Here is a 23806-nt window from a genome sequence, read left to right as displayed (position 1 = left end):
TCCGGGCGCAAGGAGCCTAAACAGATGTCGCTCGAACATACCAATGAGCGTTCGCATGATGCGGTGCTCTCCATTGAGGACGCTATCCGACTCCCGCGTATCGCCATCGAAGCGGTGAAGCCCCAGGTCGAAGCGGGTCGGTTTGCAGCCAAGGCTATTCAAGGCCAGCCGTTTGAGGTGTCTGCGGTGGTCTTTTCCGATGGTCATGACAAGCTGGGTGGCCGCCTCATCTGGCGCTCGGTGCGCGATAACGACTGGCAGCGCGTGCCGCTGGAATACGTTGCCAACGATCTGTGGCGCGCCCGGTTTGTCCCGGATCGGCTGGGCCGCATGGAGTTCGCGATCGAAGCCTGGGTTGATACTTACGCGACCTACTGCGATGAGCTGAAGAAAAAGTTTGCCGCCGGCGTCCCGGTTCCGTTGGAGCTGGAGGAGGGCGAGCAGTTGTTGCGAGAGGTGAAGTCGCATGCTTCATCTGATCTGGCCGCCGTGCTCGATGGCGTGCTGCAGCAACTGGCCGAGGTGACCGAGGTCGATGACAAGGTGACCATTATGCTGGCGCCGCAAACGGTTGACGCAGTGATCGCCAGCGAAGCGCACCCGCACAAGGTGCGCAGCGAGGCTTACCCGGTGGAGGTGGATCGCCGGGAGGCAGAGTTCGCCAGCTGGTATGAGCTTTTCCCCCGTTCGGTGACAGATGATCCGCAGCGCCACGGCACCTTTCGCGATGTGATCGAGCGGCTGCCGGAAATTGCAGCGATGAACTTTGATGTGTTGTATTTCCCGCCGATCCATCCGATCGGCCGCACCCACCGCAAGGGGCCGAATAACTCGCTCATCGCCGGGGAAAATGATCCGGGCAGCCCCTATGCCATCGGTAGCCACGAAGGCGGCCACGAAGCGATTCACCCCGAGTTGGGTACGGTCGATGACTTCCATGCACTGGTCGACGCGGCCAAGGCGCACAACCTGGAAATCGCACTGGACTTCGCTATTCAGTGTTCGCCCGATCATCACTGGTTGCAGGAGCATCCTGGCTGGTTCAGCTGGCGCCCCGACGGCAGCATTCGTCATGCCGAGAATCCACCGAAGAAGTACGAGGATATCGTCAACGTCGATTTTTATGCCGAGGACGCCTTGCCCTCATTGTGGGTGGCGTTACGTGATGTGGTGCGCGGCTGGGTCGAGCATGGGGTGAAGATGTTCCGGGTGGATAATCCGCACACCAAGCCCATGCCGTTCTGGGAATGGTTGATCGCCGATATCCGCGAAGACCACCCTGATGTCATCTTCCTCTCCGAGGCCTTTACCCGGCCGCCGATGATGGCGCGTCTGGGCAAGCTCGGTTTCAGTCAGAGCTATACCTACTTCACCTGGCGCAATACCAAACACGAATTGCAGACGTTTTTCACCGAGCTCAATCAGGCGCCGTGGAAAGACTGCTATCGGCCGAATTTCTTCGTCAATACGCCGGATATCAATCCGTACTTTCTGCACGATTCCGGGCGCCCGGGCTTTCTGATCCGGGCGGCGCTGGCAACGATGGGTGCCGGGTCCTGGGGCATGTATTCAGGCTTTGAAATCTGCGAAGCCGCGCCCGTATTAGGCAAAGAGGAATACCTCGATTCCGAGAAATACGAAATCCGTCCACGCGATTACTACGCCCCCGGCAACATTGTCGCGGAAATCACTCACCTCAACCGGATTCGCCGCGCCAATCCCGCATTGCAGACACATATGGGATTTCAGGCCTACACCGCCTGGAATGACAACATCCTGTATTTCGGCAAACGCACCGAGGATCTTCAGAATTTCATTCTGATCGCCATCAGCCTGGATCCACACAACGCCCAGGAAGCCCATTTCGAACTGCCGTTGTGGGAGTTCGACTTGCCCGATGACGCCCAGATGATTGGCGAAGACCTTATGACCGGCCATACCTGGACCTGGTATGGCAAGACCCAATGGATGCGGATCGAGCCATGGAGCCAGCCCTTCGGTATCTGGCGTCTGCGGCCGTTACATCAGAGAGACCAATAATGCCCAAAAAACAACGTAGTGCAGCCTTTATCGACGATCCACTGTGGTACAAGGATGCGGTCATTTATCAGGTACACGTCAAGTCGTTCTTCGATTCTAACAATGATGGTATCGGCGATTTTCAGGGGCTGATCGCCAAGCTCGATTACATCGCCGACCTGGGCGTCAACACCATCTGGCTGTTGCCGTTTTATCCGTCACCGCGGCGTGATGATGGCTACGATATTTCCGACTACCGCAAGGTGCATTCGGATTATGGCCGAATGGCCGATGCCAAGCGTTTCATTGCCGAGGCGCACAAGCGTGGCCTGCGGGTCATCAGCGAGCTGGTCATCAACCACACGTCGGACCAGCATCCCTGGTTCCAGCGAGCGCGCAAGGCCAAGCCCGGTTCGGCCGCGCGCAATTATTACGTCTGGTCCGATTCTGACGAGAAGTACGACGGCACGCGGATCATCTTCCTCGATACCGAGACCTCCAACTGGACCTGGGATCCGGTCGCCGGCCAATACTTCTGGCACCGTTTCTATTCTCACCAGCCCGATCTGAATTTCGATAACCCCCAGGTGCTCAAGGAAGTGTTGTCGGTCATGCGCTTCTGGCTGGATCTTGGGGTTGATGGTCTACGCCTCGATGCCATCCCCTATCTGATCGAGCGCGACGGGACCAATAACGAGAATCTGCCCGAAACGCACGTGGTGTTGAAAAAGATCCGCGCGGAACTGGATCGGGTGTACCCCGACCGCATGCTACTGGCCGAAGCCAATCAATGGCCGGAAGACACCCAGATGTATTTCGGCGGTAACGAAGAGGGATTGGGCGATGAGTGCCACATGGCGTTTCATTTCCCGTTGATGCCGCGCATGTACATGGCCATTGCTCAGGAAGATCGCTTCCCGATTACCGACATATTGCGCCAGACGCCGGATATTCCATCCAACTGCCAGTGGGCGATCTTCCTGCGTAACCACGACGAGCTCACCCTGGAAATGGTGACTGATCGCGAGCGCGACTATCTGTGGAATTACTACGCCGCCGATCGCCGGGCCCGTATCAATCTGGGCATTCGCCGCCGACTCGCTCCGCTGGTTGAGCGAGACCGCCGCCGGATCGAGCTGCTCAACAGCCTGTTGTTATCGATGCCCGGCACACCGACCTTGTATTACGGCGACGAGCTGGGGATGGGCGATAACATCTTCATCGGCGACCGCGATGGCGTGCGCACCCCGATGCAATGGTCAGCCGACCGCAACGGTGGCTTCTCTCGCGCCGACCCGGCGAGCCTGGTGTTACCCCCGATCCAGGATCCGCTATATGGCTATCAGACTATCAACGTTGAGGCCCAGGCGGCTGATCCGCACTCACTGCTCAACTGGACGCGGCGCATGTTGGCGGTGCGTAAACAGCAGAAGGCCTTTGGCCGTGGGACGCTGACAATGCTGGCGCCGAGCAATCGGCGGATTCTCGCCTACCTGCGTGAGTTCACCGACGAACACGGCCAGACCGACACCATTCTGTGTGTGGCTAACGTGTCGCGGGCGGCGCAGGCGGTGGAGCTGGACCTCACTCATTACGTCGGCAAGGTGCCGGTTGAAATGATCGGCGGCAGTGCCTTCCCTCCCATCGGTCAGCTCAGTTATCTGCTGACGCTGCCACCCTACGGTTTCTATTGGTTCCTGCTGGCCGAGCAGAGCCAGATGCCCAGCTGGCATGTGGAGCCCCCAGAGAGGATGCCGGAAATGGCGACCCTGGTATTGAAACGACAGCTACAGGAAATACTCGACGAGCAGCCACTGCAGGTGCTGGAGAAAGAGACGCTACCGGCTTATCTCCCCAAACGTCGCTGGTATGCGGTGGTGGGCTCACGTCAGCCGAAGACCAGAATCCTTTATGCGGTGCCCTTTGGTGACAGCGCCCACCCGGCGTTACTCAGCGAGGTGGAGGTCAAGTCCGCCGATCATGTGGACTATTACCAACTGCCGCTGGGCTTTATCGGCGAGGACGATAGCAGCGTGCTCTCCGAACAGCTGGCCATGGCACGCATTCGCCGTGGTCGCCAGGTCGGGTTGTTAACCGATGCCTTCACCATGGAAACCTTCGTCCGGGCAGTGATTACGCGCCTGCGCAGCGGCAAGAGCATCGAGACCGATCGCGGCACGTTGACGTTCCAGGGCAGTGAAGCCCTTTCAGGCATGGAGTTTCCGGACGATATCGCCATCCGCTACCTATCGGCCGAGCAGACCAACAGCTCGGTCATCATCGGCGGCAAGATGGTGCTGAAACTGATACGTCACCTGCATCCGGGTATTCATCCCGAGTTGGAAATTGGCGCCTACCTGACTGATCGCGGTTTCGAGAACTGCGCGCCGATGCTTGGACAGGTGACCCGCACCGATCCATCCGGCGAGCCCTACGCGCTCATGGTGGTGCAGGGCTATCTGGATAATCAGGGTGATGCCTGGGAATGGACGCTGGTGACCCTGGATCGGGCGATCCGTGACCAACTGGCAGGCGGCATGTCGCAGCATGAGAACCAGTACGGCGCGCTCACCGAGCTGGAGGAATTCTCCGCATCGCTGGGTAAACGCCTGGGTGAGATGCACGTTGCGCTTTCCGCGCCCACCGATAACCCCGATTTCGCCCCCGAGCCTACAAGCGAAGAAGATACGCAGGGCTGGGCGCAGAGCATCCGCGGGCAGGTCGAGGCGGCGCTGGATGCGATTGAAGCCAGTGAGGCCCAGCTGGAAGAGGAAGATATCGCCGTCGTCGTGAGCCTGCGCAAGCACCGGCAGAGTCTGGGCCAGCGGATCGACGCGCTGGCGGCGAAAGCGGCTGGTGGTCTGCGCTTCCGCGTCCACGGGGACCTGCACCTCGGACAGGTACTGGTGGTCAAGGGCGACGCCTATCTGATCGACTTTGAAGGCGAGCCGTCGCGTCCCTTGCAGGAGCGCCGCGCCAAGCTCAGTCCCTACAAGGATGTCACGGGTGTACTGCGCTCCATTGATTACGCTGTGGCCATGGCCTGTCTCAATGCCCAGGGCACCGACAACTCCGACGAAGCCGAGCAAAGCCGCAACGAGATTGTCCGCGACTACCGGGATAGAGCCACCGCTGCCTTCCTGCAGGCTTATCGAGACGCTGCAGCGGAAATCCCCCATGACTGGGTCGATGCCGGCGGCGAAGAGGCGGCGCTCACCCTGTTCAGCCTGGAAAAGGCGGCCTACGAAATTCTTTACGAAACAGAGCACCGACCAACCTGGATCAGCGTTCCGCTCAATGGTCTGGCCGAACTCGTTCAGCAGCTTGAGGACAACACATGATGGATAGCCAAACGTCCGATGAGGATCTTCGCCTGGCGGATATTGATACCCAGGCGCTGGTAAGGGCCGAACACTGGAACCCATTTGCCGTGCTTGGCCCGCACGAGGTAAACGGGCAGATAGTGGTACGCAGTTATCTGCCTAACGCCCTGAGCGCCGAGCTGATCGACGCGCAAACTGGCGACGTGCTCGGGCCGATGGAACAACCGCAAATTCCCGGACTGTTTGTCGGGCGCTTGCCCGACCGGCGCGCTTACCGATTGCGCATCCGCTGGGCCAGCGGGATGCAGGAGACCGAGGATCCGTACAGCTTCGGTCTGCTGCTCGGCGAGATGGATATGTATCTGTTCGCCGAGGGTAATCACCGCGACCTGGGGCATTGCCTTGGCGCACAGGTAATGGATATCAACGGTGTCAATGGCGTGCGCTTTGCCGTCTGGGCACCCAATGCGCGTCGGGTGTCGGTAGTCGGTCCGTTCAATAGCTGGGACGGGCGCCGCCATCCGATGCGCCAGCGGCATCCCTCGGGTATCTGGGAGTTGTTCATTCCACACTTGCAGCCGGGTGAGGTGTACAAATACGAGATTCTGGGCCAGCACGGCATACTACCGCTGCGCGCGGATCCGGTTGCCTTGGCAACCGAAGCGCCACCAGCCACGGGTTCGGTGGTTGCGCCGCCCCTGCAACATCCCTGGCAGGACCAGGAATGGATGGCGCAACGGATAGAGCGCCAGGGACACTCGGCGCCAATGTCCATCTACGAGCTGCACGCCGGATCCTGGCAGCGTGAGGATGGCGATGGCCGTTTTTACAGCTGGCAGGAGCTGGCTGATCGCCTGATCCCCTATATCACGGACCTGGGATTCACCCATATCGAGCTGATGCCGATCATGGAGCACCCGTTCGGCGGGTCCTGGGGATATCAACTGCTGTCGCAGTTTGCGCCGACCGCACGCTATGGCACGCCGCATGATTTCGCTGCCTTTGTCGATGCCTGCCACTGCGCCGGGATCGGGGTGATTCTGGACTGGGTGCCAGCGCATTTTCCCACCGACGAACACGGCCTGGGTCGCTTCGACGGCACGGCACTCTACGAGTACGAGCATCCCTTCGAAGGCTTCCACCAGGATTGGGATACCTACATCTACAATCTTGGGCGGACGGAGGTTCATGGCTTCATGTTGGCTTCGGCGCTGCATTGGTTACGTCAGTTTCATATCGATGCGCTGCGCGTGGATGCTGTGGCGTCGATGCTGTATCGGGATTATTCGCGCAAGGATGGCGAGTGGATTCCGAACAAATATGGCGGCCGTGAAAATCTCGAGGTCATCGATTTCCTGCGGCACCTCAACGACGTAGTCGGCACCGAGGTGCCCGGCGCGCTGGTGATCGCGGAAGAATCCACTGCCTTTCCGGGCGTGACGCATCCGACCCGGGAAGGGGGGCTTGGCTTCTCCTACAAGTGGAACATGGGCTGGATGCATGACTCGCTCACGTACATGGCCGAGGAGACGATCAACAGGCGTTATCACCACCACCAGCTGACCTTTGGCTTGCTCTACGCCTTTACCGAGCAGTTCATTCTGCCGATCTCCCACGACGAAGTGGTGCACGGCAAGAAGTCGCTATTGGACAAGATGCCCGGTGACCGCTGGCAGAAGTTTGCCAATCTGCGGCTGTATTTCAGCTTCATGTGGACCCATCCCGGTAAGAAGTTGCTGTTCATGGGTTGTGAGTTCGGTTCATGGCGGGAGTGGAACCATGACCACGAACTGGACTGGTATCTGCTGCGCTACAACGAACACCAGGGCGTGCAGACGCTGATGAAGGACCTGAATCACCTGTACCGCGAAGAACCGGCTCTGCACCAGCTGGATGGCAAGGAGGACGGTTTCCAGTGGCTGATCGGTGATGACGAGGGCAACAGTGTCTACGCCTGGCTGCGCAAGGGGGAGGCCGGTGTACCGCTACTGGTGGTGCATAACTTCACCCCGGTGCCGCGCAACAACTATCGGATTGGCGTACCGCTGGAAGGCGCCTGGACGGTCCTGCTCAACAGCGACGCGGAGCGATACGCCGGTTCAAACGCCGGTTGTTCCACCGAAACCATGACCGAAGAGCAGGTTGCGCATGGCCAGCCCGCTTCCCTGGTGCTGGATCTTCCCCCGCTAGGCACGCTCATCCTGCGGCCGCAGGCGGGTGACATCGTCTGAGTCTTGCGGGTCGGGATCATCGGTCCCGGCCTGCTGCTTCAGGGTTTTGGCACGCTTTTCCAGCACCAGGTACATGACCAGGGCGATGGCTAGCGGAAACAGGAAGTAAATCGCCCGGTAGCCGATCAGCGCGGCGAGGATTGTTCCTGCCGGGATCTGATGTTGGAGCAGCCCCAGAAAGACGGCTTCAAGCACACCCAGACCCGCCGGGATGTGGGTGACTACGCCCGCAATGCTGCTCACCATCAGAATCCCGAGGATGGACGGGTAAAATGCCTCCTCCGGCAACAACAGGTAGATCAAGGCTGCCATCAATGACCAGTTGAGCGCCCCGAGCGTGGCTTGCATTAACGCCAGGCGCAGCGAAGGCAGCTCTATCTCGTGCTTGCGCCACCGCCAGACACGCTTTCTGGAGAACCGGCAAGCCAGCAGATACGCCAGTGAGACCGCCAGCAAGGCGAAGCCGATAAACTGCAAGGTAGTGGTGCCTATCGTCCAGTTCCCCGGCAACTCCATCAGGCGCAGGGAGAATACTGAACCGGCGAGGATCATGTAGCCCACCCAGTTGGCCAACAGACTGATACTCAGTACCCGGGTGATCGTCGGCACGCTCAGGCCCAGCCGGGAATAGAGCCGGTAGCGCAGCGCAATACCGCCTACCCAGGCACCGAGATTGAGATTGAATGCGTAGCAGACAAAGGCTGTGGACAACACCTGACTCACCGATAGCTTATGACCTGTGTAAAACCGTCCAAGCAGATCGTAGCTGCTGAAGACCAGGTAGCTGAGCAGGGTGATCGCAGCGCCCCCGAGGAGTATCGGCAGGCTGTAGCTCTGCAACGCCTCTTTGACCTCCTGCCATTCGACATTCTTGATCATGCTGAAGAGCAAGACCGGTATCAGGATGAAGAAGAACAGGGTGACGCCACGCTTCAGCCAGGCCATCTTGCGTGAGCGTGAATCCTTCTTCGAGGTGGCTTTGGATTGGGATTTCTTCACTGGGACTTCTCTTGGCTGCAAGACAGATTGGGGGGCGTGGTAATCGCGTCGGCAGGTGCCGCTTCGTCAGTCACAGGTTCAAGTTTAGGGGTATGCGCGGGCAGCCAGCCGATGATGGCCGGAAAATGCCGCAGGAAATGGAAGCTGGCCGAGATCAGTGGGGCGCGCCACCAATAGCCCTTGGCAGCTACTTTCAGGGTGACCGGCTTGCATTTGCTCCTGCCCAGCTCTACCAGATGTTCGTACAGCTGCTGATTCAAATCGGGGTCACGAATGAACAGGTTCGCCTCGAGGTTGAGCGAAAGACTCAACGGGTCGAGATTGCTTGAGCCGACGGTGCACCACTCACGGTCCACCAGTGCGATCTTGGCGTGCAGTGGCCGCTCACAGTACTCATGAATGATGACGCCATCGCGCAACAGGTAGTTGTATAGCAGCACCGACAGCCCGCGCACCCAAGCTCTATCCGGCTGGCCCTGGAGAATCAATGTTACCTTCACGCCGCGCCGGGCGGCATTGCGCAATTCGCGAAGGATGCGGTAGCCCGGGAAGAAATAGGCATTGGCCAGCAACAGGCGGTAATGTGCCGAGCGAATAGCGCGCAGATATTGCTGTTCAATATCGGTGCGGTGAGTCTGGTTATCGCGGATCGACAACAACATGCGCGAGTTTCCGGCTCGAGCTGTTACCGGTTCTATGTCTGGCAGCGGCTCGGCGATCTGGCTGTGTTTGAGGATGGCGCGGCTGGCGCGGTGCAGGTCGGCAACGATTGGCCCGCGCACCTGAACGGCATAGTCCTGTTTAGCCAGTGGACCGAAGTCAGCCAGGTGATCGGCCCCAAAGTTGATGCCGCCGACGAAGCCGATCTCGGCGTCGATGACGATGATCTTGCGGTGCAGCCGCCGGAACAAGTTGGTACGCATGCCGAGCACGCGAGGGCGGGGGTCAAACATCTGCATGACGATGCCTGCCGCTGCCAGCTCGGCGATGTAGTCACTGCTCAGATCTGCCGTGCCGTAGCCATCTACAATCATCTCCACATGAACGCCGCGCGAAGCAGCATCCAACAGCGCATCCTTGAGCGCACGGCCGACCTTGTCATCAAATATGATAAAGGTCTCCAGCAGTATTTCCCTGCGCGCGGCGCGAATGCACTCGAATACACGTGGGAAAAACTCCTCACCATTGATGAGTAGGTCGACGTCGTTGCCTTCCTGCCAGTTGAATCTCATAGTCGTACCTCGACAACCAGGGGAGCGTGGTCTGATAAATGAGACCACGGCCGTTTGGAAAGTACTGCAGGGGCATGGGTCGTTGCGTTGCGCACGTAGACGCGGTCCAGGCGCAACAGGGGCCAGCGCGCCGGGAAACTCTTCGCCGGTTTGCCGTAGGCGTTGACGAAGGCTTCGATCATGCCGCACTCATTCATGATGCCGTCGGCGCGTAATCGCCAGTCGTTGAAATCCCCCGCGACAATCACGGTTTCGTTCGCCGGCAGACTCTCGAGAAAGGTGCTTAACAGGCGCAGCTGCTCGTCCCGGTGCGTTTCACGCAAGCCAAGGTGCACGCAGATGGCATGCACGTCACGCTGGCCGGGCACGTCGAGTACCGAATGCAGCATGCCGCGTTCTTCGGTGCCGCTGATGCTGACGTCGAGGTTGTCGTAGCGCAGTATCGGAAACTTGGAAAGCAGGGCATTGCCATGATCGCCGTCCGGATAGACGGCGTTACGCCCGTAGGCGAAGTCCGGCCACATGGTATCGGCGAGAAATTCATACTGCGACGTATCGGGCCAGTTGTGCCAGCGTTCGGCGTGCACGCGGTGCGCGCCTAACACTTCCTGCATGAACACCAGATCGGCTGACAAGGTATTAACCGCGTCGCGCAGCTCCGGCAAAATGAAGCGCCGATTAAAAAAGGTAAATCCCTTGTGCACATTCGCCGTCATGATGCGTAGTGAATGTACCGGGGGGGCGAGTTGGGTTTTGGCGTGGGCGGAATAAGACGCTTGGGTCACTGCTTGGCTCCCGTGCCTTCGTCCGGCGGTTGCCCTGGTACGACTTCCAGCTTCTTGCCGAGGCCGAGTTTGTCGAGCAACTGGCGGGCGTCGTAGGGGGCGCGGACTTTAATATCGTTGTCGAAATAACAGTACAGATCGCAGGCCTTGGGCGGCGTCTTCTGCTGGGGTGCAATAAGCGTCGCATCCCGCGGTTGGCGGCCCTTGGTCCAGAGCTTGATACGTTTCTTCCAGCGTTCGAGGGCTTCGTCGGAATAGCCGCTGCTATAAAGCTCTTTGTCGCCATGCAGGCGGATGTATACGAAGTCGCTGGTGAGGTCTTCGTGATAGGGCCATTTGCCGGCGGTGTCCGCTATAACCAGCGCGATCTGCTGGCTGCGCAGCAGCTCGACGAATTCCTCATCGAGGCCCTTTGGATTACGGATCTCGACGGCATGCCGTATCCGCTGTTTGCTATCAATATCCAGATATCCTGGTTTCTTCAGCCGTTCGGCGCAGCCCTGGGCGAGTTTGGTTGCCTCGGCGGTGGAGCGCGGCAAACGCTGCAGGAAATCCTCGAACTGCTGCGGATCGAGTTTAAAATTCGCCGGAAACTGCCAGAGCATCGGTCCGAGTTTGCGGCCCAGATGCAGCGGACCCGACGCGAAGAAGTTCGCCAGGGGCTCTTCAATGTCGCGCAGGCGTTTGGTGTGGGTAATGAACCGCGGCCCCTTCACACTGAAGACAAAATCCTCCGGTGTTTCCTCAGCCCAGCTGGCATAGCGTTCTGGCGTTTGCAGGGCATAGAAGGAGCCGTTAATTTCGATGCTGTTAACTGCACGCGAGGCATATTCCAGCTCCCGGCGCTGCACTAACCCGTCTGGGTAGAAATCCCCGCGCCAAGGACGATAGCGCCAACCGGAAATGCCGATGCGAATGTCGCTCATTCAGCGTCCTTTTGCTGCCGAGGGGGGTCAATAGTTAGCTGGTGGGTCGCTGGCCGGGAAAGAGTCGTCGATCGTCTCGTCGATGCGGTCTTCCTTGTCCTCGGGGTTTTCAAGTTTCTCTCGAGATCCACGGTCCGGGTCGGGCACCTCTTTGTGTGGCTTATCATCTTTTTTCGGCGGATTGACTGCTTTCATGTTGGATCCTCGCGCTAACTGAACGGCTTACGAATCAATGCAGGCTTCTAATATTCCGACTTGAGGCTGCAGGTACGGTTCAGTTTTTTTGCGATCGCTGACTTAGGCCGCCGGCTCGGACCAGTTCCGCCTTGGTAGAAGGGGGGGCTAGAGGGGATTGAATTCAGCAAGTCAATTAGCCGGATCGGAGCACAGCGCCCACCGGCTGCCAGGCTGGCGCAAGACGCCGTGAACCCATCCCTGTCGCCTCGCGGCAGCTGACTTCGAAACACAAACCAGAGGGTGGGTTGTGTTGCTTCCAAGCGGTCAGATGGTGTCGCCCAGCTGTCAAACGATCACTGGACCCTAAACAAACACAACCTCATACGGCTGCTGCATCCGCTCAAGCATGGCAGGGGTCAGGGCTGGCGCGAGTCCGGCTTCGGGATCGCCGCTCAGCTGGCTGGCGAAGGCCTGGATGGCGTGACGTTTGCGCGCCTGGGTCCAGCGGTCCAGGTGGATCTTGCATGCGCGTTTCCAGGGGATTCGCGGATCCTCCGGGCTTGCCCATTGCCAGGCAAAGACCGGCACCTCATGCACGGCACAACCAATCTCCGCGCCCACAGCAATAGCCGCCTGGGCGACCGCCTGATGGTCGCTGTGGCCGTCATCACGCCAGGGTGTGAATACAACATCGGTAGGGCGAAGGTAGGTGCGGAGAAATTCGATCAGAGCAGGTTGATGACCGGCCAGCTCCGCGTCGGGGAAGCCGCCATGAATCCATTGCAGATGATTCATCGACAGACCCAGACGGCGAAGAGCTTCAGCACTTTCCTGAGGACGTATGATACCCAGCCGCTCCGCCGTCCAGAGCCTGGAGCCGGGATGGCTGGCGCTGCCGTTGGTCATGGACACCAGCATCAGGCTGCGCTGTTGCCGGGCGAGCAACTGCAATAACCCGCCGCAGCCAAGGATCTCGTCATCCGGATGGGTTGAGATGATCACCGCGCGAGCATGTGCTGGAACCAGCTGCTCGCAGGTAACCACCGGAACCAGCGCCATACGTTCCGAATTTCTCCAGGCGTGCAGCGGAGAGCCATCCCTGGTGCTATCAAAGTTCATCGTTTTCCCAGCTCCCTAGGAGGGTCAGCGCTATCTATACCCGAGGTCGGTCCGAAGCCCTACCGCTGGTCCTTGTGATGCAACTCAAACAACACCAGTGAGCGACTGGTGACCGCAAAATGGCTATCGAACTGGTGGTGCTCAAGCCGTCTGAGTTCCGGCCGGTTGGTATCGATCAGGCACACCCAGCCAGACCCTTGGGCAACTTCAGGAAGCAAAAAGTTCACTGTTTCGTGATGTGCGTTCATTAATAGCAGCAGGGTGGCGTCTTCTCCGCCGCGGCGGATGCCGGTGGGCTGGGCTCGCCCATCCATCAGCATGCCGATGCAGCGACCATTGGTGTCATGCCAGTGTTCTTCAGACATCTCGTCGCCGTCGGGCATCAACCAGGTCACATCCTTGACCCCGAGATCTTCATTGTAATGACCGACCAGGAAACGTCCGCGGCGCAGAACCGGGTGCGCTTGGCGTAGCGCGATCAGGCGACGGGTAAAGGCGAGCAGGGCGGTGCCTTCTTCGTCCAGACTCCAGTCGATCCAGCCAATCTCGTTATCCTGACAATAGACGTTGTTGTTGCCATGCTGGGTGCGGCCAAACTCGTCGCCGGCCAGTAGCATCGGCGTGCCCTGGGAGAACACCAGGGTCGCGAGCATGTTGCGCATCTGGCGCATGCGCAGCTCATTGATCTCCTGGTCATCGGTGTAACCTTCTACACCGTGGTTCCACGAGAGGTTGTTATCGTGCCCGTCTTCGTTGTCCTCGCCGTTGGCGTCGTTATGCTTGTCGTTATAGGTAACGATGTCACGCAGGGTGAAACCATCGTGGGCAGTAATGAAGTTGATTGACGCATAGGGGCGCCGGCCGCGTTGGTTGAAGCGATCACCCGAGGCAGTGAGTCGGCTGGCCAGCTCCGGCAGTTTGCCTTCGTCGCCGCGCCAGTAAGCGCGCACATTGTCGCGGAACTGGTCATTCCACTCGGACCAGCCCGGCGGAAATCCGCCCACCTGATAGCCACCGGGACCGCAGTCCCACGGCTCGGCGATCAACTTGACCTTGCTCAGTATTGGATCCTGCCGGCAGGCGACCAGGAAGCCGTGGCGTTCGTCGTAGCCGTCATGATGGCGAGCGAGGATGGTTGCCAGGTCAAAGCGGAAGCCATCCACGCGCATCTCGGTGGCCCAATAGCGTAACGAGTCGGTGACCATCTGCAGGACGCAGGGGTGACCCAGATCCAATGTGTTGCCGGTGCCGGAGTCATTGATGTAATGGCGCTTGTTGTCCGGCATCAGGCGGTAATAGCTGGAGTTGTCGATGCCGCGCATGGACAGCGTCGGGCCCATCTCATTGCCTTCGGCGGTGTGGTTGTAGACCACGTCAAGGATCACCTCGAGCCCAGCGCTATGCATGCGCGCGACCATTTCCTTGAACTCGCTGATTTTGCCGCTGGCCAGATAGGGCGCATGCGGTGCGAAGAAGGCAATGGTGTTGTAGCCCCAGAAATTGGCGAGCCCCTTCTCCTGCAGGTGCGGTTCGTTCACGAAGGCATGGATAGGCAGCAGCTCGACGCTGGTGACGCCCAGCGAACGGATATGCTTCATGACTTCATTGTGTGCCAGACCCGCGAAGGTCCCGCGTGCATCCTCCGGCACGGCGGGGTGTTGCATGGTGAAACCGCGCACGTTGGTCTCATACACAATGGTCTTGTTCCAGGGCACCCGGGGGTGATGCTGGTCCCCCCAGGTAAACGCTGGATCAATGACCTTGGCCTTGGGCACGAAGGGTGCGCTGTCACGTTCATCGAAACTCAGGTCGCCGTCCGGCGAGCCAATGGTGTAGCCGAACAGCTCGTCGGTCCATTCCAGCTTGCCTACCAATTGCTTGGCATAGGGGTCAATCAGAAGCTTGTGGTGATTGAAACGATGCCCGGCTTCCGGATCGTAGGGACCGTAGACACGGTACCCATAAATAACGCCGGGGTGAGCGTCGGGGAGGTAACCGTGCCAGATCTCGTCGGTATATTCAGGCAGCTCTATGCGTTCCAGTTCAACCTGGCCGCTGCTGTCGAACAGGCAAAGCTCGACCTTGGTGGCATGTGCCGAAAACAGTGCGAAGTTGACGCCCAATCCGTCCCATGTGGCGCCCAGCGGAAAAGGCGAGCCCTCGGTAATGCGGGACGTCTGCTTGAATTCGGGCTCCAGCGGACTGGTTTCGTGGTGTCGACTGCTCATGCTATGACCTCTTCAAAGCCTGCCCGGCGGGCAGGTTATTTGCTCTTGGGCGCCTTCGGCGTCTTGGTTGCTTTGGGTACTTTCGGCGCTTTGGGTTCTTTCGGCTCCTTGGTGGTTTTGGCAGCCGATGCCCGCGGCGCACGGGGTTTTTTGGCTGCCGCCGTCGGCGCGTTGGCTTCCGGCGTCAGGTTTGCCTCGGTAGGCCGGGTTACCTTGCGATTGCTGATAGTGGGTCTGGCGGCTTCCTGATTCTCGGCCTCGACCAGCTTGCGGGCCATTTCCCAGTGTCGGTCATGCATGCCGGCAGGCCGGCCTTCGGATTCCCAGATCTGGTAGGCGAATTCGCGGATGCGCATTTCATCTGCGGTCATAAGAGGAACTCCTGACAATGTGGAGTGGAACAAAGAAGGTTCACGGGGAAGTCGGCCAGTACCTCGGACAGTGCAATACTGCCCGCTTGAGGTTCGATGGCACGCGCGGAAAACACGCCGGTCAGCGCGTTTTCATTGAACGGGCTGGGCAGGCGGACCCGCGTATCGCCCCACTGCTCGGGTGGAATGTGTGGCGTGTCACGGCCATTCAGTAAATCGGAGGAGCGCAAGGGCGCGACGATGATCATGTAATCTCCTTCAAAGCATCGCGCGAACGCGATAGCGCGGTCGGCGTACTCGCCCTCGATCTCCAGCGGAATATAAGCGCCCCGGCTGAACATCTGGGGCTGGGCGCCACGTACAGTCAGAGTGCAGCGCAGCAGCCATTGTTTGACGCGGCCATCGCGCCAATGTTCCACCAGTTCCTGCTTGTCTGGCAGCTGCTTCAGTGCAGCGACTCGGGCACTGAAATCGACCGGGCGCCGGTTGTCCGGATCCACCAGGCAGAAATCCCAGAATTCGGTTCCCTGGTACAGGTCCGGGACCCCGGGCACGGTCATGCGTAACAGGCTCTGAGTCAGACTGTTCAGCGCACCAGCGGGGGCAATATCGGCGGCAGCAGCGGCGATGTCCTCACATAGTTCGCGGGCACTTTCATCGGTCAATAGACGGGTCAGAAACTCGCGACAGGCGGTCTCATATGTCTCGTTGGGTACGCTCCAGCTACTGCGCAATTTGGCTTCACGCAGGGCCTTCTCCTGCCAGCCGACCAAGCGCTGCAGGTATTCCTCCATGCTCGACTGGTCGCCCGGTTCCAACCCCAGCGGCCAACTGCCAATCAAGGTCTGGTACAGAATGTATTCATCCGCCGGACTGGGGGCGACGCCGTCCGCCAGTTCCTGGCGCAGGGGCGCGGCCAATGCCTGCCAATCCTGCACGCGGTGGATAAACCATTCGGCGCGCTCGCTGAGAATGGCCAGCCGGGCGCGGGTATCTTCGCCGCGCTTGTTGTCATGCGTGGCAGTGGTCAGCAGGTTTTCCGGGAAGTGGATCAACCGATCCAGACAGGTCTTGTGAAAGGCTTCCAGCGGTGCGCTGAAATGTTGCGGGTCATAGCCTACGTCGTAGCGTGACAACAGCACGCCGGAGCGGTAGCAGGCCGTATCCTCCACCGCCTTTGCCGCGGCAGGGGAGGTAAGTTGTTGAAAACGTGCGAGTATTTTCTGTCTTAGATGGCGTTCGTTGCCAGGCGGCAGCTCGCGCAGCGGCTGCCCACCGAGCCATTTGTCGAGCTTGTCGAGGATTGGCCAGTCCGCTTCGGAGAGCACCTCACGCGCACCTTCGAAGGCTTGCTGAAAGAATTCGGCGTCTGTGTGGGAGCGCCCGCAGGCGCCTGCGTAGGTTCGGTAAACCGGAAAATGCGCCACCAGCTCGGTCAGCGCCCGGCGTATCGAGCCCAGTGTCAGATCGCGGGTGTCGATATCCTGGCGAGCGATCTGCAGCAAACCCTGCGCCACGGTTTCCAGATCGCCGGCGAGGGAGCCGGCGAGCACCAGTTTGCGTGCCTCGTAGACCTCGACCATGAAATCCGTCGGCCGGCCACTGAGCTCGGCCCAGAATTCAGTCAGCGTGGGCTCGCCGCGCGGGTCGTGCTGCAACAACGACACCTGATTCATGAATTCGTAGCCGGTGGTGCCGTTGACGCCCCAGTCATTGGCCAGGGTTTCGCCTTCGGCAATGATCTTCTCGACGTAGATCGGAAATTGCTCGCCCAACAAGTCTGCTGGACGCTTGTCGAGCAGACTGTTGACCCGCCGGCGCAGCTTGCGGCAGTACGCGCGGGGGTTCGCCAGGCCGTCCACGTGATCAATGCGCAAACCGTTGAGCCAGCCCTTTTCGATCAGCTCGAATATCTTCGCGTGGGTCGCCTCGAACACCGCAGTGTTCTCGACCCGCAGCCCGCCGAGTTCGTTGATATCGAAGAACCGCCGCCAGTTGATGTCGTCCGAGGCGGTACGCCAGCTGGCGAGGCGGTAGTGTTGCCGTTCGAGTAGCTGATGCAGCCTTTCCTTGCCCTCCGGGGTATCCGGGCGAAAGCGTAACAGCGCCGCTTCTATCGCTTTCAGGGTGTCGGTATTGGCCGCCTGGATCGACAGATCACGGCGCAGCACGCGGGCCGCTTTCCACGCCCCGGCGGTGTTTTCCAGTTCGGCAAATTCGCTCGACAGGGCGACCAGGGTTGCATTGTCGCTGCCCTCTAATACGTCAGCGTAGGTGGGCGGATGCAAGGGGAAGCGATGATCGTAGTGGCTGGCATAGAACGCGCCTTCCTTGGCATCGAAATGCAGTTCAATCTCGCCGGAGGCGAGCACTTCGCCGTAATCCGTGCGCAGAAAGGGTACCAGCAGCTGGCCGTGCATCAGCGGGTCCAGCGACTGCCACTGGATATCGAAGAATTGCGCATAGTGGCTCATTGGTCCCCATTCCAGCACGTCCTGCCACCAGGGATTGGCATCGCCACCGACAGCCATATGATTGGACACGATATCCAGGATCAGCCCCATGCGGTGGTCACGCAGTTCGTTGACCAGCCGTTCCAGCGCGGCTTCGCCTCCCAGCTCGGGATTGATGCGAGTCGGGTCGACCACGTCATAGCCGTGCATCGAGCCGGGTCGAGCCGTGAGCAGCGGGGAGGCATAGATATGGCTGATGCCCAGTCGAGAAAAATACCGGACCAGAGGTACCGCGTCGTCGAGGGTGAAGCCCTTGTGAAATTGCAGTCTTAGCGTCGCCCGTAGATCGTTCATGGTGTGCTGTTCCGCTTGAAGTGTGTTGCTGTGGTCAGGGCTTGGTCGTGTTCCGCCGCGTTCGCGCTGAAGCGCGAGCAAAGGCCAGGCGCTGCAGCCGGCTCTTGACCTGCTTGTCATCCAGCATATGCCGCGCTTCCATCGGCCAGCGGCGGCGCCAGTTGGGGTGTTCATCACCGGGCCCAGGCAGATTCGGCTGCTCCTCGCTGGCCATGACATCTTCGATGGGCAATAGCACCAGCGGTGCCGGCGTGCTGCCCACGTACTCGATACTGGCCTCAAGCTTCTTGCTCAGGCCGGCATCCATCCGGTCCAGACAGCCGGCCTGGGTGAGAGCAGAGGTCAGGGCGCGCTTTTCTTTTTCGCGCGCCGGCCGGTCCTCCTCGGCATGCTCGGGGCAGATATGTCCTGCCTTGAGTCGCCATTCGATATCATGGCCCTTGAACCAGCCGCTGATGCTGGGCAGGTCATGAGTGGTGGTGGTCGCCAGAGCGTCCTTCGGCCATTTCGCCGGAGCAATGAAATGCCCCTCGTCCTGCTCGAACAGCAGCACGCGCATGCCGAGAATATTGCGGCTGGCAAGCTCTTCTCGCAGGCCAGGCGGCACCGTGCCCAGGTCCTCACCGACCACCAGAGTGCGGTGGCGCCAGGCTTCCAGGGCGATCAGCCGCAACTGGTCCTTAAAGGGGTAGTCGAGGTAGGCGCCCTGATCGGGGGTGGCGCCATGCGGGATAATCCATAACCGCTGCAGGCCCATTACATGATCGATGCGAATGCCGCCGGCATGCGCCATGTTGGTCTGCAACATCTCGATGAAAGCGCGAAACCCGTTGGCGCGCAGGCCGGCGGGAGAAAAGGCCGATATCCCCCAATCCTGACCGGTACGGCTGAGCAAGTCCGGGGGCGCGCCGACGGTGACCGAGGGGAGAAACTCGGTCTGCCGGGTCCAGACCTGGCTGCCCGAGCCGTTTGCACCGACGGCCAGGTCGGCAATCAGGCCCAGACGCATGCCCGCGTCGCAGGCGGCTTTCTGCGCACGCCGCAGACTGCGATCAATCAACCACTGGGCGAATACATGGAAGCCGACCTCAGCAGCATGGTCGCTGGCGAAACGTTCTACCTCGGCGCTGTGCGGGTTACGGAAGGGCTGCGGCCATTGGCGCCAGTCACCTGGCTGGCCCCCGCCAAGCATGTGCCCATGTAAAGCCTCGAAGCGACAGTGCTGGGCAAGCGCCTCGCCTCCCTGCTGCTCAAATAGGTCCAGGTCGTCGTGCAAGTCGGTCCGGGTGGCGCTGAAAGTGCGGTAGAGCTGGCGCAATAACCTGAGCCGCACGCTTGAGGCTGCTGGCCAGTCGATCAGATCCAGTGCTTCGAGCCGCTGCATTTCTTCGGCAAGGCCGCATTCGGCAATGGCCTGCGCTACCGCTTGTTCGCCCAGCACGCTCTCTGGCGCGGAGTGCAGAATGTTGAAGAACATGCGGCTGGAGGGGGAGTACGGGCTGTAGTTGCCGGTATCGGCGCTGAACATCGCATGTACCGGACTCATTGCCAGGGTGTCTGCGCCGGCATCGGCGGCGCATTGGGCCAGGTCAGCCAGCGCCGCTGTATCACCCAGGCCACCGTCGCCCTTGCGCCGCAGGGAGTAGAGCTGCGCCGTGAGCCCCCAGAGGCGCGCTTGGCTTTTCCCGGTCAATTCCTCGACGCTGGGGCAGGCGTGCGGCGCGGTGGCCAGCGTGATCTGTTCGTCGCCAATCTCCAGCTGATGGTAGCCCCAGTCGTCGATAGCCGGCAGTGCGCCGGAGGCGTCGAGTTTGCCCTCGCGGGTTTCGCCGTTTTCGAGCGCCAACCGAAAAGCCGTGCCGGGAGTGAAGTGCGGGGTCAGCGGGAGTTTCTGGCCAGCTTCCATGGTGATGAGAGGAGCCAGCTCTTTACCGCACTGCTGCGCCTTCAGGTGCGCGAGGCTTTCCCTGATCAGCGTATCACTGCCGGTGGCATAGCCCAGCGCTTCCAGCAGATCGCGCTGCACGGCAATCGAGACCTGCTGCGTTTCATCAAAGGCATCAATCCATTCGACATTGATACCGGCCGCTCTGGCCAGTCGGGTCAATAGCGCATCACTCATGCAGCGGGTTCCAGGAAGACGAGGGTACTTCGGGGCGACAACACACCGGCATCAGCGTCGCCGTTATAGGCGAACAGGCACTGGGCTGTTTCGGACGATGGGTCACAGGTGACATAGGCGTCGCTGAGATTGATGTCGATGCGCAACAGACTGCCGTCGCCCATGCGCCAGGAGGCCGACACAGCGTCGTCAGCCAGGACGCTGGCGCCGGCAAATCGGGCGCCGGCAAGCCGCGGGATGATCTGCTGATGGCGCAGGTTGAGCAGGCTGCTGTAGAAGTCACGCCAGTGCTGGTACTCGGGCCGGCTAATGGCGACATAGTCCGGTCGCGACGCCGAGAAGGTTTCCACGGCATTGGGATCGGGGATCTTGCGCTCGGGATGCTCGGTGAACAGCGAGAATTCACTGAACTCCCTCTGTCGACCTTCGCGCACCGCCTGCGCCAGTTCCTCGTTGTGGTCAGTGAAATACAGGAAGGGCTTCTTCGAACCCCATTCCTCACCCATGAACAGCAGGGGCACCATGGGCGAGAGCAGCATCAGCGCGATGGATGCCTTGAGCGTGGCCTCGTCAGTCAGCAAGGTCAGGCGTTCACCGAAGGCGCGGTTGCCAATCTGGTCGTGATTCTGCAGGAACAGCACAAAAGCGGAGGGCGGCAGATGGCCGCTGGGTTCGCCGCGGCTGACGCCGTGTCGCGAGTCCTCGCCCTGGAAGATAAAGCCTTCGCCCAGGCAGCGTGCCAGCTTCAGCGTCGGCTGCTCGGCAAACTCGGCGTAATAACCCTCCTGCTCGCCGGTTAGCAAGGTATGCAGGACGTTATGCGCGTCATCATTCCACTGGGCGTCGAAGCCGCGCTGCAACAGTTTGGCCGAGTTATCCTCATTCTCCAGGACCAGATGCACATGGCGCTCGGGCCCCGTCGCCTCACGCACCCGCTGCGCCAGCTCGACCAGGAAATCCTTCTCGCTGATGGCATGCACTGCATCAAAGCGCAGGCCGTCGACGCGGTAGTCGACCACCCACATCAGCGCGTTCTCGCAGAAGAAGTTGCGCACCTCAGGCCGCCGGAAGTCGATTGCCGGGCCCCATGGGGTCTCGATGTCCTGACGGAAAAAATCACTGGCGTAATGCCCGAGGTAATTACCATCAGGGCCGAAATGGTTGTAGACCACATCGACATAGACCATCAGTCCGATGGCATGGGCGGCATCAATCAGCGCTTTCAGGTCTTCCGGGGTGCCGTAGGAGGAGTCCGGGGCGAACGGCAACACGCCGTCGTAGCCCCAGTTGCGCGCGCCTGGAAATTCACCCAGGGGCATGAGTTCTATGGCGGTAATGCCCAGTTTCTGCAGGTAGGGCAGGTAGGCCTGAACGCCCTTGAACCCGCCGAGCAGGCCGACATGCAATTCATAGATGATGGTCTCGTGCCAGGGACGTCCTTGCCATTCCGAGGTCTGCCAGTTGAATGCGTCGTGATCGACCACGGAACTGAAGGCATGCACATCCCCGAGCTGAGCGCGGGACGCGGGATCCGGTACCCGCAGGTCACCGTTGATGATGAAGCGATAACCGGTGCCGGCCGGGCAGGGCACCTCTGCCCTGAACCAGCCGTCGGCTTGCGATCTCAGGTTATGAATGGCACCACTGACCAGCTCAACCGAGACCTCACGAGCATCGGGAGCCCAGAGACTGAAACGGGTATCGCCGTTGTCCAGTACCAGTGCGCCATGGGTGGGCGCGCCTGCCGTCAACTTCGCCTCCCGACGTCTGCTGCCAATGCCTGGGGAACCCGTTCGCGAACCAGGCCGCGGTAGAGCTCATCGTAGGGTTTGACCGATTCCGCCCAGTACATGGGGGACATCATGGCGCGGCGACGCATGGCGTTCATGAGCTCCGGATGCTGGTAGATCCTGATGGCGCGCATTACCGCATCGCGGTAGCTGTCCGCAGTGGCGTCACTGAACAGGAAACCGGTGACGCCATCTTCGATGGTGTCGACCAGGCCACCGGTGCGGTGCGCGATCGGCAGCGAGCCGAAACGCTGCGCATACATCTGGCTCAGTCCGCAGGGTTCGAAGCGCGAAGGCATGAGCAGAAAATCGCTGCCGGCATACATGCGCCGTGCATCCAGTTCGTTGAAGCCAATGTGGACGCCGATGCGGCCGGGGTAGCGCTCTTGCAGCTCGACCATTTCCGCTTCCAGCGCCCGCTCGCCGCGACCAATGACGGCGATACGGCCACCCGCGGCGACGATATCGCCGGCAATTTCCCAGGTCAGGTCAATGCCTTTCTGGTGTACCAGGCGCGAGACCACCACGAACAGCGGCCCGTCCTCCGAATCCAGCCCGAAGGTCGCTTCGATATAACGCGCATGTTCGGCTTTGCCGTCGGCTTCCAGGTCGGTAAAACCTTCGATCAGGTGCGGATCACTGCCCGGTTCCCAGCTTTGATCAATTCCATTGGTAATACCGGTCAGGCGCCCTTCAGCCGCGCGGTGCCTGAGCAGGCCGTCGAGTCCACAACCGGCTTCTGCGGTGGTGATCTCATGGGCGTAGGTTTTGCTGACGGTGGTGATGTGGCTGGCGTAGACGATACCGGCCTTGAGAAAAGATAATTTTCCGTAGAATTCGAGACCTTCTGGCACAAATGCCTGCTGAGGAATGCCCAGCTCGGGCAAGCACGCGGCATCACACACGCCCTGGTAGGCCAGGTTGTGGATGGTGAAAACGCTAGGCGTTCGGTCGCCTCGCAGGGCCATGTAGGCCGACGCCAGACCGGCGGGCCAGTCATTGGCGTGCACCAGTTGAGGGCACCAACTGATCCCCGCATGCCCCGAAGCCAGATCGGCAGCTGCCAGGCCGAGGCGAGCAAAACGGATATGATTGTCGGGCCAGTCGCGGCCCTGCTCGTCAGCGTAAGGAGTGCCTTCACGCTCATAGAGTTCAGGGCAAATGAGCACGTAGATGATCAGCCCGTCGGCCATATCGATGCGCCCAATCCGGCACGGGGGGATCGCCGCGCGACCTTCTACCTTGCCGACGATTCTGATCGGATGCCCGCTGTCCATTACCTGGCTGTAGCCGGGTATTACCACGCGAATATCATGATAGGCGGCAAGCGCCCGCGGCAATGAAGAGGAGACGTCTCCCAGGCCACCAACCTTGACGAGATCGGCAAATTCCGGGGTGACAAAGAGCACTTTCTTTTTCTGGCTTTGCTGACTCTCTACATGAAGTTGTGGCCGGACTTTTACTTGACCCGGATCGGCGGAACGCACTGTTGTTACAACATTTCCCATACTCACTATCCTCCGCGTATTGGGCCTCTGGCGTGGCAGCTCCTGTCTGAGTGCTGTGCACTTTTTCGGTGCGCAGTACTGCCCAAACCGTCCATGGCAGAAGGCCTCTAAATCCGCGCGCTATAAGCAAGGGGGGCTGCTGCTGCGGATAAAAAATCCGCTTACATTG

The 23806-nt window shown here is 60.2% G+C and carries 15 protein-coding genes; 3 read left to right on the top strand and 12 right to left on the bottom strand.

Annotated elements, in window-relative coordinates; genetic code table 11:
* Positions 1-24 precede the first annotated feature (24 nt).
* From FHK95_RS01220 to glgB, 3 genes are read left to right on the top strand one after another with little or no spacing between them, the layout of a single operon-like run.
* On the top strand, positions 25-2040 hold the full coding sequence (locus FHK95_RS01220) for an alpha-1,4-glucan--maltose-1-phosphate maltosyltransferase (RefSeq protein WP_150302759.1): 2016 nt from the start codon (positions 25-27) through the stop codon (positions 2038-2040).
* Positions 2040-5360: a maltose alpha-D-glucosyltransferase gene (gene treS, locus FHK95_RS01215; protein ID WP_150302758.1), complete on the top strand. Its 3321-nt coding sequence runs from the start codon at positions 2040-2042 to the stop codon at positions 5358-5360. Before FHK95_RS01220 ends, treS begins: the two co-directional genes overlap by 1 nt.
* The gene (gene glgB, locus FHK95_RS01210) at positions 5357-7573 is read left to right on the top strand and encodes a 1,4-alpha-glucan branching protein GlgB (protein ID WP_150302757.1); all 2217 of its coding nucleotides are present in this window, start codon (positions 5357-5359) and stop codon (positions 7571-7573) included. Before treS ends, glgB begins: the two co-directional genes overlap by 4 nt.
* Here glgB and FHK95_RS01205 read toward each other — a convergent pair.
* The 12 genes from FHK95_RS01205 to glgA form a co-directional block, all read right to left on the bottom strand.
* Complete coding sequence (locus FHK95_RS01205) at positions 7529-8518, bottom strand: lysylphosphatidylglycerol synthase domain-containing protein (RefSeq protein ID WP_150302935.1); 990 nt, start codon at positions 8516-8518, stop codon at positions 7529-7531. The two genes, glgB and FHK95_RS01205, sit on opposite strands and share 45 nt — an antisense overlap.
* 50 nt (positions 8519-8568) lie before the next feature.
* Complete coding sequence (clsB, locus tag FHK95_RS01200; protein WP_150302756.1) at positions 8569-9804, bottom strand: cardiolipin synthase ClsB; 1236 nt, start codon at positions 9802-9804, stop codon at positions 8569-8571.
* Positions 9801-10520, bottom strand: a complete 720-nt coding sequence (locus FHK95_RS01195; RefSeq protein WP_150302934.1) for an endonuclease/exonuclease/phosphatase family protein — start codon at positions 10518-10520, stop codon at positions 9801-9803. Before FHK95_RS01195 ends, clsB begins: the two co-directional genes overlap by 4 nt.
* Positions 10521-10585: 65 nt before the next feature.
* The gene (locus FHK95_RS01190; protein WP_150302755.1) at positions 10586-11515 is read right to left on the bottom strand and encodes a DUF72 domain-containing protein; all 930 of its coding nucleotides are present in this window, start codon (positions 11513-11515) and stop codon (positions 10586-10588) included.
* Between the two features lie 27 nt (positions 11516-11542).
* The gene (locus tag FHK95_RS20000; RefSeq protein ID WP_178114674.1) at positions 11543-11710 is read right to left on the bottom strand and encodes a hypothetical protein; all 168 of its coding nucleotides are present in this window, start codon (positions 11708-11710) and stop codon (positions 11543-11545) included.
* A gap of 345 nt (positions 11711-12055) precedes the next feature.
* Positions 12056-12811: a PIG-L deacetylase family protein gene (locus FHK95_RS01185; protein WP_150302754.1), complete on the bottom strand. Its 756-nt coding sequence runs from the start codon at positions 12809-12811 to the stop codon at positions 12056-12058.
* A gap of 59 nt (positions 12812-12870) precedes the next feature.
* Positions 12871-15039 carry a glycogen debranching protein GlgX gene (gene glgX / locus FHK95_RS01180; RefSeq protein WP_150302753.1) on the bottom strand — a complete coding sequence of 723 codons (2169 nt, stop codon included), beginning with the start codon at positions 15037-15039 and terminating at the stop codon, positions 12871-12873.
* A gap of 35 nt (positions 15040-15074) precedes the next feature.
* Positions 15075-15410, bottom strand: coding sequence for a DUF2934 domain-containing protein (locus FHK95_RS01175; RefSeq protein ID WP_150302752.1), 336 nt, complete (start codon positions 15408-15410; stop codon positions 15075-15077).
* Positions 15407-18217 (bottom strand): malto-oligosyltrehalose synthase, encoded by a 2811-nt coding sequence (locus FHK95_RS01170; RefSeq protein ID WP_150302751.1) that lies wholly within the window; start codon positions 18215-18217, stop codon positions 15407-15409. Before FHK95_RS01170 ends, FHK95_RS01175 begins: the two co-directional genes overlap by 4 nt.
* Before the next feature lie 34 nt (positions 18218-18251).
* Entirely contained in the window at positions 18252-20339 is a 2088-nt protein-coding gene (gene malQ / locus FHK95_RS01165; protein ID WP_150302750.1) for a 4-alpha-glucanotransferase, read from the bottom strand.
* A complete protein-coding gene (gene treZ, locus FHK95_RS01160) occupies positions 20336-22090 on the bottom strand; it encodes a malto-oligosyltrehalose trehalohydrolase (RefSeq protein ID WP_150302749.1) in 1755 nt (584 codons plus the stop codon). The genes malQ and treZ overlap by 4 nt, the downstream gene beginning before the upstream one ends.
* Positions 22087-23637, bottom strand: a complete 1551-nt coding sequence (glgA, locus tag FHK95_RS01155; protein WP_150302748.1) for a glycogen synthase GlgA — start codon at positions 23635-23637, stop codon at positions 22087-22089. Before glgA ends, treZ begins: the two co-directional genes overlap by 4 nt.
* Positions 23638-23806: the final 169 nt, after the last annotated feature.

Origin of the sequence: Pseudomonas saliphila, from assembly GCF_008638345.1 — a bacterium.
Classification (GTDB): domain Bacteria; phylum Pseudomonadota; class Gammaproteobacteria; order Pseudomonadales; family Pseudomonadaceae; genus Halopseudomonas; species Halopseudomonas saliphila.
The sequence above is the reverse complement of the archived record's forward strand: the minus strand, read 5'-3'. Positions and strand labels throughout refer to the sequence as shown.

What these genes read in the sequence shown, in the direction of transcription:
- FHK95_RS01220 (WP_150302759.1), top strand. Translation starts at nt 25, where the DNA reads ATGTCGCTCGAACATACCAATGAGCGTTCGCATGATGCGGTGCTCTCC.
- treS (WP_150302758.1), top strand. Translation starts at nt 2,040, where the DNA reads ATGCCCAAAAAACAACGTAGTGCAGCCTTTATCGACGATCCACTGTGG.
- glgB (WP_150302757.1), top strand. Translation starts at nt 5,357, where the DNA reads ATGATGGATAGCCAAACGTCCGATGAGGATCTTCGCCTGGCGGATATT.
- FHK95_RS01205 (WP_150302935.1), bottom strand. Translation starts at nt 8,518, where the DNA reads ATGGCCTGGCTGAAGCGTGGCGTCACCCTGTTCTTCTTCATCCTGATA.
- clsB (WP_150302756.1), bottom strand. Translation starts at nt 9,804, where the DNA reads ATGAGATTCAACTGGCAGGAAGGCAACGACGTCGACCTACTCATCAAT.
- FHK95_RS01195 (WP_150302934.1), bottom strand. Translation starts at nt 10,520, where the DNA reads ATGACGGCGAATGTGCACAAGGGATTTACCTTTTTTAATCGGCGCTTC.
- FHK95_RS01190 (WP_150302755.1), bottom strand. Translation starts at nt 11,515, where the DNA reads ATGAGCGACATTCGCATCGGCATTTCCGGTTGGCGCTATCGTCCTTGG.
- FHK95_RS20000 (WP_178114674.1), bottom strand. Translation starts at nt 11,710, where the DNA reads ATGAAAGCAGTCAATCCGCCGAAAAAAGATGATAAGCCACACAAAGAG.
- FHK95_RS01185 (WP_150302754.1), bottom strand. Translation starts at nt 12,811, where the DNA reads ATGAACTTTGATAGCACCAGGGATGGCTCTCCGCTGCACGCCTGGAGA.
- glgX (WP_150302753.1), bottom strand. Translation starts at nt 15,039, where the DNA reads ATGAGCAGTCGACACCACGAAACCAGTCCGCTGGAGCCCGAATTCAAG.
- FHK95_RS01175 (WP_150302752.1), bottom strand. Translation starts at nt 15,410, where the DNA reads ATGACCGCAGATGAAATGCGCATCCGCGAATTCGCCTACCAGATCTGG.
- FHK95_RS01170 (WP_150302751.1), bottom strand. Translation starts at nt 18,217, where the DNA reads ATGAACGATCTACGGGCGACGCTAAGACTGCAATTTCACAAGGGCTTC.
- malQ (WP_150302750.1), bottom strand. Translation starts at nt 20,339, where the DNA reads ATGAGTGATGCGCTATTGACCCGACTGGCCAGAGCGGCCGGTATCAAT.
- glgA (WP_150302748.1), bottom strand. Translation starts at nt 23,637, where the DNA reads ATGGGAAATGTTGTAACAACAGTGCGTTCCGCCGATCCGGGTCAAGTA.